Source organism: Streptomyces sp. NBC_00193 (genome assembly GCF_026342735.1).
Taxonomy (GTDB): Bacteria; Actinomycetota; Actinomycetes; order Streptomycetales; family Streptomycetaceae; genus Streptomyces; species Streptomyces stoeckheimensis.
The window spans coordinates 1177718-1190134 of record NZ_JAPEMM010000002.1 but is presented as its reverse complement, the minus strand read 5'-3'; the positions used below and the strand labels follow the sequence as shown (position 1 = coordinate 1190134).

Annotated in this window: 10 protein-coding genes and 1 tRNA gene; 8 read left to right on the top strand and 3 right to left on the bottom strand. The window is 71.8% G+C overall.

Going from position 1 to position 12417, the window contains the following annotated elements; translation table 11 throughout:
* The first annotated feature begins 60 nt into the window (after window positions 1–60).
* Window positions 61–1200 (top strand): CdaR family transcriptional regulator, encoded by a 1140-nt coding sequence (locus tag OG898_RS33505; protein WP_266962067.1) that lies wholly within the window; start codon window positions 61–63, stop codon window positions 1198–1200.
* Between the two features lie 60 nt (window positions 1201–1260).
* Here the strand turns inward: OG898_RS33505 and cobF are convergent, their stop codons facing one another.
* Window positions 1261–2013 carry a precorrin-6A synthase (deacetylating) gene (gene cobF / locus OG898_RS33500; protein ID WP_250741975.1) on the bottom strand — a complete coding sequence of 251 codons (753 nt, stop codon included), beginning with the start codon at window positions 2011–2013 and terminating at the stop codon, window positions 1261–1263.
* A gap of 18 nt (window positions 2014–2031) precedes the next feature.
* On the opposite strand from cobF, the gene OG898_RS33495 reads away from it, so the two are divergent.
* Genes OG898_RS33495 through OG898_RS33480 form a run of 4 tightly spaced genes read left to right on the top strand, consistent with a single transcriptional unit; the run spans window position 2032 to window position 5294 of the window.
* Window positions 2032–2787 (top strand): (Fe-S)-binding protein, encoded by a 756-nt coding sequence (locus OG898_RS33495; RefSeq protein WP_266962065.1) that lies wholly within the window; start codon window positions 2032–2034, stop codon window positions 2785–2787.
* Window positions 2784–4271 (top strand): lactate utilization protein B, encoded by a 1488-nt coding sequence (locus OG898_RS33490; protein WP_250741973.1) that lies wholly within the window; start codon window positions 2784–2786, stop codon window positions 4269–4271. Before OG898_RS33495 ends, OG898_RS33490 begins: the two co-directional genes overlap by 4 nt.
* Window positions 4268–4900, top strand: a complete 633-nt coding sequence (locus tag OG898_RS33485; RefSeq protein WP_266962063.1) for an LUD domain-containing protein — start codon at window positions 4268–4270, stop codon at window positions 4898–4900. The genes OG898_RS33490 and OG898_RS33485 overlap by 4 nt, the downstream gene beginning before the upstream one ends.
* Before the next feature lie 4 nt (window positions 4901–4904).
* Complete coding sequence (locus OG898_RS33480; protein WP_250741971.1) at window positions 4905–5294, top strand: VOC family protein; 390 nt, start codon at window positions 4905–4907, stop codon at window positions 5292–5294.
* 74 nt (window positions 5295–5368) lie between these two features.
* Here the strand turns inward: OG898_RS33480 and OG898_RS33475 are convergent, their stop codons facing one another.
* Complete coding sequence (locus OG898_RS33475) at window positions 5369–5908, bottom strand: DUF309 domain-containing protein (RefSeq protein ID WP_266962060.1); 540 nt, start codon at window positions 5906–5908, stop codon at window positions 5369–5371.
* A gap of 118 nt (window positions 5909–6026) precedes the next feature.
* Between OG898_RS33475 and OG898_RS33470 the strand changes: the two genes are divergently transcribed.
* The 3 genes from OG898_RS33470 to OG898_RS33460 all read left to right on the top strand — a co-directional run bounded on the left by OG898_RS33470 (window position 6027) and on the right by OG898_RS33460 (window position 10057).
* A tRNA-Pro gene (locus tag OG898_RS33470) sits at window positions 6027–6100 on the top strand.
* Between the two features lie 216 nt (window positions 6101–6316).
* Window positions 6317–7948 (top strand): phosphodiester glycosidase family protein, encoded by a 1632-nt coding sequence (locus OG898_RS33465; protein ID WP_266962057.1) that lies wholly within the window; start codon window positions 6317–6319, stop codon window positions 7946–7948.
* A gap of 216 nt (window positions 7949–8164) precedes the next feature.
* The gene (locus tag OG898_RS33460; protein ID WP_266962054.1) at window positions 8165–10057 is read left to right on the top strand and encodes a VCBS repeat-containing protein; all 1893 of its coding nucleotides are present in this window, start codon (window positions 8165–8167) and stop codon (window positions 10055–10057) included.
* 61 nt (window positions 10058–10118) lie between these two features.
* Here the strand turns inward: OG898_RS33460 and OG898_RS33455 are convergent, their stop codons facing one another.
* Window positions 10119–12185: a phosphocholine-specific phospholipase C gene (locus OG898_RS33455; protein WP_266962052.1), complete on the bottom strand. Its 2067-nt coding sequence runs from the start codon at window positions 12183–12185 to the stop codon at window positions 10119–10121.
* Window positions 12186–12417: the final 232 nt, after the last annotated feature.

Genomic DNA, 12417 nt, shown 5'->3' with positions numbered 1-12417 from the left:
GTAAAGTCCTGACCGCAGGACGTAAATCTGGTCGGCTGGATTGTTCGCAGGGAACAAAACGTGAGTCATGCAAGCAGGAGGGCCAGCGAGCTGGCCCTGGACGAGACGACGGTCACCGCACTGCGGGCCGCGCTGAAGAACACCGCCGACGAGGTGGTCCAGGCGATCATCGACGAGGTCCATCCCTACGCCAACGCCCTTTCGGGCCGCATGGGCGCCACCATCCGCCGATCCGTACGCACCGCCCTGGGACACTATCTGGACCTCGCCACGGGGAACGCCACGGGCGGCGACGCCGGTGACGCGGCCTACGAGCTGGGCCGCGGCGAGGTGCGCGACGGCCGGTCGATGGACGCCCTGCTCAGCGCCTACCGCGTCGGCGCCCGCGTGGCCTGGCGATGCCTGGCAGCGGGTGCCGTACCCGCAGGTCTGCCCGCCGCCGAGGTCGCCAAGTTCGCCGAGCTGACCTTCGCCTACATCGACGAGCTCTCCGCCGCGAGCGCCGCGGGCCACGCCGACGAACTGGCCGCCCGGGGCAGGGACCGCGAGCGCCACCTGGAACACCTGGCCCGCGATCTCCTCGCCGGCGCGAGCACGGACGTGCTGCTCGCCTCTGCGCAACGGGCCGGGTGGCAGCCTCCGGTTTCACTGACCGCGGTCCTGCTGCCCGCCGCCCAGGCCCGGCCCGCCTACCGCAGGCTCGACCCGAACACCCTCGTCCTCGACGATCTGCCGGACGCCACCGGTGTGCTGCTCGTCCCCGACGCCGACCGAGCACATCTCCTGCGGCAGCTGACCGACCGCACCGCCGTGGCCGGCCCGGCCCGCCCATGGACTCGTGCGTCCGCCTCGTACGCACGAGCCGTGCGCGCGCGCTCCCTCTCCTCCGATATCCGCGACACCGAGGACCACCTGCCCGAGCTGGTGCTGAGCGCCGACGCGGACGCGTTCGCAGACCTGCGGGCCCGAGCCCTGGAACCGCTGCGAACCCTGCCCCCCACGACCGCACGGCGGCTGGAGGAGACGTTGCGGGCCTGGCTGCTCCACCAGGGCAGGCGCGACGAGGTGGCGGCGGCCTTGTTCGTCCACCCCCAGACGGTCCGGTACCGGATGTCGCAGCTGCGGGAGCTGTTCCCGGATCTCGCATCGCCACAACGGGCCCTCGAACTGACACTGGCGGTCGGCCTTCGGGTCGGCTGACGCGCACGGCCGGCCAGGGGCCCGCCCGTGGGGATCCGGCCTGGGGCGGCGGACGGAGGACTAGTCGCGCCGGAGCAGGTACGTGTCCATGATCCAGCCCTTGCGGGCGCGGGCCTCGGTGCGCAGCTCCTCGATCCGGCCGGCGACCTCTGCCAGCTTTCCCGAGACCAGGATCTCGTCGGGGGTGCCGACGTACGCACCCCAGTAGATGTACAGGTCCTGGTCGAGGTGGGCGGTGAAGGCGTGCCGGGCGTCCAGCATCACCACCACGTCGTCCACGTCGGCCGGCCAGCCCTCCGCGAGCCGGCGCCCGGTGGTGATCTGGACCGGGCGGCCCACCCGGTTGAGGGTGGTGCGGTGGCGGGCCAGCAGCGAGGAGATGCTGCTGATGCCCGGCACCACCTCGTGCTCGAAGGCGACCCGGCCCTTCTCCAGCACCTCGTCGAGGATCGCGAGCGTGGAGTCGTAGAGCGAGGGATCGCCCCACACCAGGAACGCGCCCGTCTCGCCCTCCGCGAGGTCCTCGGCGATGAACCGCTCGAAGAGCTCGGCCCGCGCACTGCGCCAGCCGTCCACCGTGGGGGTGTAGTCGGAGGGCGTCCGGTCGCGATCGGGATCGCGGCCCTCCACCAGCCGGTGTCCGGGGCGGGCGTGCGCGTCGAGCATCGCGCGCCGCAGCCCGGTCAGATCCGCCTTCTCCTCGCCCTTCTCCAGGATGAGGAATGCGTCCGCCGCGCCGATCGCCCTGACCGCCTGGAGGGTCAGGTGGTCCGGGTCGCCCGCGCCTATGCCGATCACTGAGAACTTCTTCACCGGGCTATTCTGCCCGTCATGCGCGTCGCCCTGTTCGTCACCTGCGTCAACGATGCGCTCTACCCGCGCACCGGCATCGCCGTGGTCCGCCTCCTGGAGCGGCTCGGGGTCACCGTGGACTTCCCCGACGCGCAGAGCTGCTGTGGTCAGCCGCAGTACAACACCGGCTACCGGCGCGAGGCAGAACCGCTGGTCCGGCGCACCGCCGAGGCCTTCGCCGGGTACGAGTACGTGGTCACCCCCTCGGGCTCCTGCGCCGCCATGGTCCGCTCCCACTACCCCCGGATCGGCCGCGCGGCCGAGTCCGAGGGCCGGGGTCCCGCTCTGGCCGCGCTGGCCGAGGACCTCGCACCGCGCGTGTACGAGCTCACCGAGTTCCTGGTCGACGTCCTCGGGGTCACGGACGTCGGCGCGTACTTCCCGCACACCGTCACCTACCACCCCTCCTGCCACGGCCTGCGGGGCCTCGGGCTCGGAGACCGGCCCCGGCGGCTGCTGGCCGCCGTACGCGGGCTGGAGCTGCGCGAACTGCCCGGAGCCGAGGAGTGCTGCGGCTTCGGCGGGACCTTCGCCGTCAAGAACCCTGACGTATCGGCCGCGATGGGCACCGACAAGACCGCCCACGCGCTGTCCACGGGCGCCGAGGTGCTCTGCGGGGCCGACAACTCCTGCCTCGCCCACCTGGACGGCATCCTGCGCCGGCAGGGAGCCCCGCTGCGGGCCCTGCACCTCGCCGAGATCCTGGCCGCGACGGAAGAGGAACCACTCGTATGACGGGTACGTATCTCGGCATGCCGGCCTTCCCCGACGCGGCCCGCGAGGCCGTACGCGACGAGGTGCTGCGGGCCAACCTCCGCCACGCCACGCACACGATCCGCGACAAGCGGGCGCGCGCCGTCGCCGAACTGGAGGACTGGGACCGGCTGCGCGCCGCCGGCAAGGCGGTCAAGGACCACACGCTGGCGCACCTCGACCGGTACCTGCTCCAACTGGAGGCCGCCGTCACCGCCGCGGGCGGCACCGTCCACTGGGCGGCCGACGCCGACGAGGCCAACCGCATCGTGACGGAACTCGTCCGTGCCACCGGGGAACGGGAAGTCGTCAAGGTCAAGTCCATGGCCACCCAGGAGATCGGCCTGAACGAGGCCCTGGAGGCGGCCGGGATCGCCGCGTACGAGACCGACCTCGCCGAGCTCATCGTCCAGCTCGGCCACGACCGGCCCTCCCACATCCTGGTCCCGGCCATCCACCGCAACCGCGGCGAGATCCGCGACATCTTCGCCGCCGAGATGGGCGACTGGGGCCGTCCGGCCCCCGAGGGACTGGGCGACGACCCGCGCGAACTCGCCGAAGCCGCCCGGCTGCACCTGCGCGAGAAGTTCCTGCGGGCCAAAGTCGCCGTGTCCGGCGCCAACTTCATGGTCGCCGAGACCGGCACCCTGGTCGTCTTCGAGTCCGAGGGCAACGGCCGGATGTGCCTGACCCTGCCCGAGACACTGATCTCGGTGGTCGGCATCGAGAAGGTGATCCCGACCTTCCGCGACCTGGAGATCTTCCTCCAGACGCTGCCCCGCTCATCGACCGCCGAGCGGATGAACCCGTACACGACCATGTGGACCGGGACCGCGGACGGTGACGGCCCCTCCGTCTTCCACCTCGTCCTCCTCGACAACGGCCGCACCGACACCCTCGCCGACGAGGTGGGCCGCCAGGCCCTGCGCTGCATCCGCTGCTCCGCGTGCCTCAACGTCTGCCCGGTGTACGAGCGCGCAGGCGGCCACGCCTACGGCTCCGTCTACCCCGGCCCGATCGGCGCCATCCTCAGCCCCCAGCTCCGCGGCACGGGGAGCGAGATCGACGCCACCCTGCCCTACGCCTCCACCCTGTGCGGGGCCTGCTACGAGGTCTGCCCGGTCGCCATCGACATCCCAGAGGTCCTGGTCCACCTGCGCGAACGCGTGGTCCAGGGCGGCCCGGTGACCCGCGAGGGCATCCGCGTCCGCATCCGCCCCGCCGACGGCCACACCGCCGAACGGGCCGCCATGCGAGCCGCCAGGCTCCTGCTCGACCGCCCGGACGCGCTGCGCGCGGGGGAGCGGCTGCTGGCCCGGGCCCGGCGGCTGCGACCGCGCCGGCTGCCGGGGCCGGGGCGGGCCTGGACGGACAGCAGGGAGCTGCCGGAGCTCCCGGAGCGCTCGTTCCGCGACTGGTGGGCGGCGCGCGAGAAGGCGGCACGAGAGAAGGGGGCACGTCCATGAGCGCCAAGGAACAGATCCTGGCCCGCATCCGCCGGGCCCTGCCGGAGCCGCGCCCGGACGCCGACATCCCCCGGGACTACCTCCAGGCCCACGGCGCCCGCACCCCGGCCGAGACCGTCGACCTGCTCGCCGCGAACCTCGCGGAGTACCGGGCCAAGGTCCACCGGGTCGACGAGGACGGCATCGCCGTGCTGTTGGCCCGTCTCCTCGCCGAACGGGGTGCGTCGTCGGTGCTCGTACCGCCCGGGCTGCCGCCGCACTGGCTCGCGGCGGCCGACCCGACCCGGATCCACGACCGCGAGGCCTCCACCCCGTACGAACTGGACGCGGTGGACAGCGTGGTGACGGGCTGCGCCCTGGCGATCGCCGAGACCGGCACGATCGTCCTCGACGGCGGCCCCGAGCAGGGACGGCGCCGGATCACGCTCGTCCCGGACCACCACATCTGCGTGGTCCGGGTCCCCGCCCAGGTGGTGGACTCGGTCCCGCAGGCACTGCCCCTGCTGGATCCCACCAGGCCGCTGACATGGATCTCCGGACCCTCCGCCACCAGCGACATCGAACTGGACCGGGTGGAGGGCGTACACGGCCCCCGCACCCTGGAGGTGATCCTCCTCGGCGCACAATGAGGACATGTCCTCCCACCTCGCCCTCACCGCCCTCGTGGTCCACGACTACGACGAGGCCATCGACTTCTACACCCGCGCGCTCGGCTTCGACCTCGCCGAGGACACCCCGCGCCCGGACGGCTCCCGCTGGGTCGTGGTGCGCCCGCCCGGCGCCACGGAATCCGCCCTCCTGCTGGCCCGCGCCAAGGACGACGCCCAGCGCTCCCGCGTCGGCGACCAGACGGGCGGCCGGGTCGGCTTCTTCCTCTACACCGACGACTTCGCCGCCGACCACGCCCGGATGACCGCCGAGGGCGTCCGCTTCCTGGAGGAGCCGCGCCACGAGGCGTACGGCTCGGTCGCCGTCTTCCAGGACCTCTACGGCAACCGCTGGGACCTCCTCCAGCCGGCGTAGCCCTGGCCGGGCGTTGGACCGGGATCACCCGCACAGGCCGCCGTGCCGCCGCGGCCGGGGCTGCCGCCCCGCGCTCAGGCGGGGCCGGGTCCGCCCGTGAGGCGCGGGGCCTCGGCCGCCGCATCGACGACTGCACCGGCCTCCACCCGCTCCGCCAGCTCCCGGGCCCACCGCACCAGCCCGACCAGGTCCATCCCGTACGGGGTCCCGGGCGCGGCCCCGGCCCCGTCCGCGGCCCCGGGAGCCGCTGCGTCCCCGGCTCCGTCCAGCCCGGCCAGGGCCAGGGCTCCGCGGCGCAGCAGCCGGGCCCCGCCCACCGCGTTCCCGCGCGCGGCGTGCGTCAGCCCGACCGCCAGCTGCGCCAGCGCCCGCCACAGCGGCGCCTCGGCCCCTGGCCCCGACTTCCAGGCGTCCTCGAACACCTCGTGCGCGTGGAACGGCATCCCGGCGTCCAGCAGCCGCTGCGCCTGCGCCACCGTCTCCCCGGGCGAGCGCACCACTCCCTCGGGCTGCCGCTCCACCCCTTGGGCCCCGTAGGGCAGCGGCCGTCCCAGCCCGTCCCGGGGCCGAGCGTTCCGCGCCCGCCCCTCATCGTCCCGATCCCGTGCGTTCACCCCTTCATCCTCCCTTCATCCCCCTCCTGCCGATAACCGGTGCATGGACACCCCTCGGTGTGGGGTAATGTTCTGCATGTGCCGCCGAGACGGGGGAAACCCCAGATCAGAAGCACATCGGGACGTGGCGCAGCTTGGTAGCGCACTTGACTGGGGGTCAAGGGGTCGCAGGTTCAAATCCTGTCGTCCCGACTCGAAAGAGTCGTAGACCGAGGGGCCGTTTCAGAGAAATCTGAAACGGCCCCTCGGTCGTTTTCGTGTACCTCGGGCGCAATGCCCCGGACCTGCGATGCCCGCCTTCCCCGAGGTCCCGCGGAATTCACGTGAGCAGCAAGCGGTGTTGCGCCGTGCGCCACGTGCCGCCCCTGCACTGAGAAGACGCACCATCTCACCTCCAGGGAGAGCCGTATGCGTCAGACACCGCGGGTCGCAGCGTCGTCCGCCGCCGTCCTCGTCCTCTGCGCGGTCACCGCGCTCGGTGCGGCACCGGCAACGGGAGCACCGGAACGGCCGGCCGCGTCACCGGGCGCTCGGGAGGCCGCCGCCCCCGAGCCGCTCACGCTCCCGTCCGCCACTTCGGCGCAGTCCGTCGTGCTCGCTCCCGGGGTCACCCAGACCTCGCTCGTCCTCGGCCGGACCGACGCCGACGACGTCTGGACCGTCCACGTGAACCAGCCCCTGACCGCCGACGGTCCGTACGACCGGGCCACCGCGGCCCTCGGCGTCAAGGCGCGGGCCGATCAGGTGGCCGGGGCCCTGCGCGCCAAGGGTTTCGATCCCCGCGTGGAACGGGTCCTCATCCCCGCCTTCGCCGACCGCCCGGCCGGCACGCTGGGCTGGACCGTGAGGATCGGGCGGTACGCCGACCAGGGCGCGGCGACGGCCGCGCTCGCCCAGGTCCGGGCGGCCGGGTTCGCGGGGGACACCCGGTACACGGCGCAGGACGGCACGGACGCCGAGGCCCTCCAGCGGGTGTTCGTCCTGCGGGTGGACTTCAAGCGGTTCACCGGCCGCCTGGCCAGTGACTTCGGGCCGACCATCGACGTCCACGAGAAACTGCCCGACCTGGCGGCCGCCGCCGGGGCGCTGGCGGGCGTCAACGCCCAGTGGTTCGCGAACAAGGCGTCGCTCGGCCTGTACGTGAAGGACGGCCGCCTGCTGAGCGCCGCAACCCAGGGCCGCAGCGGGGTCCGGATGACGGACGGCGGGCGGCAGCTGGACATCGACACGTACACCACGCGGATCACGGTCCGCGCGGACGGCTCCACCAGGGAGATCGACGGCATCAACCGGATACCCGGCGAGATCTGGAACTGCGGGGGCGTCGGCGGCGACCAGCCCACCCAGCACCCGCAGCACGACCTCAAGTGCACGGACGAGAGCGAGATCGTCCGCTTCACCCCCGAGTGGAGCGCCCCGCCGACCGGTGCGGGCGCCGAGGTGGTCCTGGACCGCAACGACCGGGTGACGGCGGTGCACCGCACGCGCGGGGCCAAGCCGCCCGCGGGCGGCTCCACCCTCCAGGCCATCGGCGAGAGCGCCGACTGGCTGGTCGCGCACGCGCGCCCCGGCGCCCGGCTGCGCATCATCCAGCGCGTGCTGGACGGTTCCGGATACGCCGTCCCGCTCACCTCGGACACCACGATCGTCCAGGTCGGCCCGACCCTGGTCCGGGACGGAAGGGTCGCGGTGAACGCCCTCGCCGACGGCATCATCCGCCAGGGAGCCGACCAGACCTTCACCTACAACTGGGTGGTCCGCGGCAACCCGCGCACCATGCTCGGGGTCGACGCCCAGGGGAGGCTGCTGATGGTCGTCGTGGACGGACGCCGGGCGGGCTGGAGTTCGGGCCTGGGCGTGGCCGGCGCCGCGAAGCTGATGAAGTCCCTGGGCGCCCGGGAGGCGCTGAACCTCGACGGCGGTGGATCGAGCGTGATGGTCACGGCAGGCTCGGGCATCGTCAACCGCCCCTCGGACGCCACGGGCACGCGGTTCCTGGGCAACGTCCTGCTGCTGCACGCCGGTGCTACCGACCGCTGATTGTTTGGTGTCGCAAACGCCACGGGGGAACGAAGGGAACGTGCAGGCCCGAACCCAACCGCCCTGGACCAGACCCACCTGAACTGGACCATTTGGGATCGGGCCTGCCGTTGCCGTAGTGACGTCCGCTCAGATTTTGCTGTGCCAATGCGAATTGCATGCCTTACTCTGCGGTGATCCACGTCCTTGACGTTCTCAGAAAGACGCAGAGATCCCATGACTCGCCGCAGAGCCGGTGGACGGGTGCCCCGCGCGCTCACCACCCTCCTCACGCTCATCCTCCCGCTCACCGCGGCAGACCTCCTCTCCGCGCCGGGCGCGGCCGCAGCGACCCCCACCAAGCCCGAGGTCATCAGCGCCGGAGCCTTCGAAGGGGTCTGGGCGCCTTCGGCCGACGGCCTCAGGCCCGTACCTTGCAACGGTTGGATACGCAACAGCGGCCTGGCGCTGATCGCGAACCTGCGCGACATCGACGGCGGCAGCGTCACCGCTCAGTTCGTCGTCACCACCGCCGCGGGCGTGGCCGTGCCCGTTCCCAAGGCAACCACCGTGTCGAGCGGCGGCACGTCGACCACGAAGGTCCAAGGCGCGGACCTGCCCACCGGCGCCTACAAGTGGAAGGTCCGCGCCAGGGATGAGGAAGGCGCCTACAGCGCCTTCACCGCCGACTGCGGCTTCAACGTCGACGCGGACCCGCCCACGGAGCCCGTCACCGTCACCAAGGAGGACGGCACCCCCCTCACCACTCAGCAGGCGCGCACCAAGCTGCGCCTCAAGTTCAAGAACCCGGCCACCGACCTCGCAGGGTTCTGCTGGTCCATGGACCGGCCCATCCCGGTATCCAGCACGACGTGTGGTGGAGCCAACTGGATTCCACTCGCTCCTGGCGCTACGGAAGCCACCGCCGAAGTCACGCTCACGCAGCGGTTCGGGCACAGCCTGTACGTCCACGCCGTCGACAAGGCCGGCAATGCATCGCCGTCCGACGGTGCCGCCGACGTCACGACGTTGCACACCTCCTCTCCCACCTTCGTCTACCCGGCCGGGCAGACTCCGCTGAACCGGGCGTACTCGGACCTCGTCGGCGACCTCAATGGCGACGGCTTCCCCGACCTGCTGGCTCCTGAGCCGGACGGCGGTCTGCGGCTGTACACCAGCAACGGAGCCGGCCGCGTGCAGGTGCGCACCATCGCGGACTCCGGCTGGCAGGGTGCGCTGATCGCGCACGGCGGTGACTTCACCAACTTCGTCAGCCCCACGGGCGCACCTGACGGCTACGAGGACGCCATCGTCCGCTTGGGCGACAACAAGCTGTACCTCTATCCCGGCAACGGGTTCGGCGACTTCTCGCACGCCAACCGCCGCGAGCTGCTCCCGCCCCCCGGCCTCGGCTCCGCGGGCTGGGGGCGCATCCAGCAGATCATCGCCCCCGGTGACCTGGATCAGCGCACCGATGCCGGGTTCAAGAAGGGCAACGACCTGGCTGTCGTCGAATGCGTGGACGATGCCTGCTCCGGTGCGCGCCTGCGCATCTATTCAGGCCGGACCAAGGCCGATGGAAGCCCGAACCAGAACCAGCCCTTCGACTTCATGGCCCCCGGCTACACCGGCGGCACCACCTGGAAGAACTACACGATCCTCGGCATCGGGGACCAGAACGGCGACGGCGTCAAGGACATCCTGGCCCGCAACAAGGTCGACGGGAAGCTGTACTTCTACGCCGGCAAGATCGCCGCGGACGGAAAGTTCGGACTCGCGCCCCGCACCACCTACGCCACCGGGGGCTGGCTGACCGCCGACCGGCCGGTTGTCGTCAGCCGGGGCAATGCCCAGGGCACCGTCGTCAGCAAGACGATCACCGACGAGGGCCAGGTCATCCCGTACAAGCAGTTCCAGCCCAAGGCGGGTGACGAGCAGGGGGACCTGTGGACCACCACTCCGGCCGACGCCAAGCGTGTGGTGAACTACGTCGACAGTGCGGGCAAGGCGGCCACGACCACCTGCCCCACCGGCTGCCTGCTCTTCTATCCGGGTGGTCCCACCGGCCTCAAGCAGCCCCAGCTGGTCGGCGCGCGCGGTTGGGCGACCAGCGTCACCAACCTCTTCTGACCCAACTGCCCTGAGCAGCACGTGTGGCGCCGCCGGTGGATCCGGCGGCGCCGCTCGTCGTTCAGGAGGACTGCTCCGTCAGGATCGCCGGGTCCGAGAGGCCCGCCGCGCCGGTCTCCACCTTGCCGGCGAAGCGGCGCAGGAAGGCCCGGGAGCCGGAGGCGGTGACCGTGACGTCGTACCAGCGGCGGGTGTTCTTCAAGGAGACGGTGTGCTTGACGGTGGCGCCCTTGGGGACGGTCAGGCGCTTCGGGCCGCCGCCGTAGGCGTTGGTCAGCGTCACCGTGGCGGTGGTGCTCCCGGCGTTGGTGAGGGTGAGGTCCAGGTTCCCGGTGGCGGCGTTGTGGCGGGCGGTGACCTCGGGGCCGGGGGTGGTGCCGGGGTTGCGGAAGCCGCGCAGGAAGCCGTTGGGGCCGTGCACGGTCAGGTCGGTGGCACCGGCCGAGTAGGCGGTGTTCCAGGTGTCCGCGATCGACTTGCCGGCCTCGGTGGTGTAGGTCCATGGAGCGTCGGTGCGGTTGCCGGAGGTGACGTAGAACTGCGCGCCCAGCTCCGGGCCGCCGCTGAACGTCAGCCGGAACCTGCCCTCGGAGACGAGCGCGGCGCCGTCCACGTACGGGGCGTACTTGAGCGCGCGCGTGGGGCGCAGTCCCTTCTCCTGGCGGGGCATGGCCCCCTGGGCCGGCGGGGTCGCCCGGAAGTCGGGGTGGCGCTCGCGGTCCGGCGGGAACCAGCCGTCGGTGTCCGGCAGCGGGGCCGGGGCGGTGTCCTTGCGGGCGAAGTCGAAGGCGGAGGTCAGGTCGCCGCAGACGGCGCGGCGCCAGGGCGAGATGTTGGGCTCGTGGACGCCGAAGCGCTGCTCCATGAAGCGGATGACCGAGGTGTGGTCGAAGGTTTCGGAGCAGGCGTAGCCGCCGGTGCTCCACGGGGAGACGACGAGCATCGGCACGCGCGGGCCCAGGCCGTAGGGTCCGGCCACGTACCCGGCCTTGCCGGGGAACACGTCCAGGGCGGTGGGCGTCGTCGACAGGCCCTGCGCGGCACTGGCGGGGGCGTACGGCGGGACGACGTGGTCGAAGAAGCCGTCGTTCTCGTCGTAGGTGATGAACAGGGCCGTCTTCGCCCACACGTCCGGGTCGGCGGTGAGCGCGTCCAGGACCTGGGAGATGTACCAGGCGCCGTAGTTGGAGGGCCAGTTGGAGTGCTCGCTGAAGGCTTCGGGGGCGGCGATCCAGGAGATCTGGGGGAGGGTGCCTCCCACCACGTCCGCGCGCAGCTTCTCGAAGTAGCCTTCGCCCGCTGCCGCGTCGGTGCCCGTACGGGCCTTCTCGTAGAGGGCGCTGCCCGGTTGGGCGTTGCGGTAGCTGTTGAAGTACAGCAGCGAGTTGTCGCCGTAGTTGCCTCGGTAGGCGTCGTTGATCCAGCCCCAGGATCCGGCGGCGTTCAGGCCGTCGCCGATGTCCTGGTAGACCTTCCAGGAGACCCCGGCGGCCTCCAGGCGCTCCGGGTAGGTGGTCCATCCGTAGCCGGCCTCGGCGTTGTTGAGGACCGGGCCGCCGCCCTGGCCGTCGTTGCCGGTGTGGCCCGACCAGAGGTAGTAGCGGTTGGGGTCGGTGGAGCCGATGAAGGAGCAGTGGTAGGCGTCGCAGATGGTGAACGCGTCCGCCAGGGCGTAGTGGAAGGGGATGTCCTGGCGGGTCAGGTGGGCCATCGTGGTGGCCGTCTTGGCGGGCACCCAGTTGTCGTACTTGCCCTTGTTGAAGGCGCTCTGGCCGCCCGCCCAGTCGTGGTTGAGTCCCTGGAGGAACTCCATCCCGAGGTCCTCGGACGGCGGCCGGAAGGGCAGCGTCTCCTTCGTGCCGTCGGACTGGTGCCAGACGGACTTGCCGCTGGGCAGGGTCACCGGACGAGGGTCGCCGAAGCCACGGACACCGCGCAGCGCACCGAAGTAGTGGTCGAAGGAACGGTTCTCCTGCATGAGCACCACGATGTGCTCGACGTCCGCGATGGAGCCGGTGGTCCCCTGTGCGGGGATGGCGGCGGCGCGGGCGATGCTCTCGCCCAGCATCGTCAGGGCGGTGGTGCCGCCTGCGAGCTGCAGGAAACGCCGACGATTGAGTTCTGCCATGGCGGGGACGACCTCCGCGGTTGAGGGGTGGCTGAACACCCCAGCACAGCGCGTCCGGGGTTCAGGTAAGGGAGCCTGGCGTGACGGCGGCGCGTACACCAGGCGAACGCCGGTCGGGGTTCGTGCGCAGGTCGGCCGGTTTTCGGCTATCGGGAGAAAAGCCTTGGACCCCGCGGGCGCCCGTGCGGGACACTCCGCTTTCTGGCCAGACGGTCCGAGAAGGCAGGGTTGG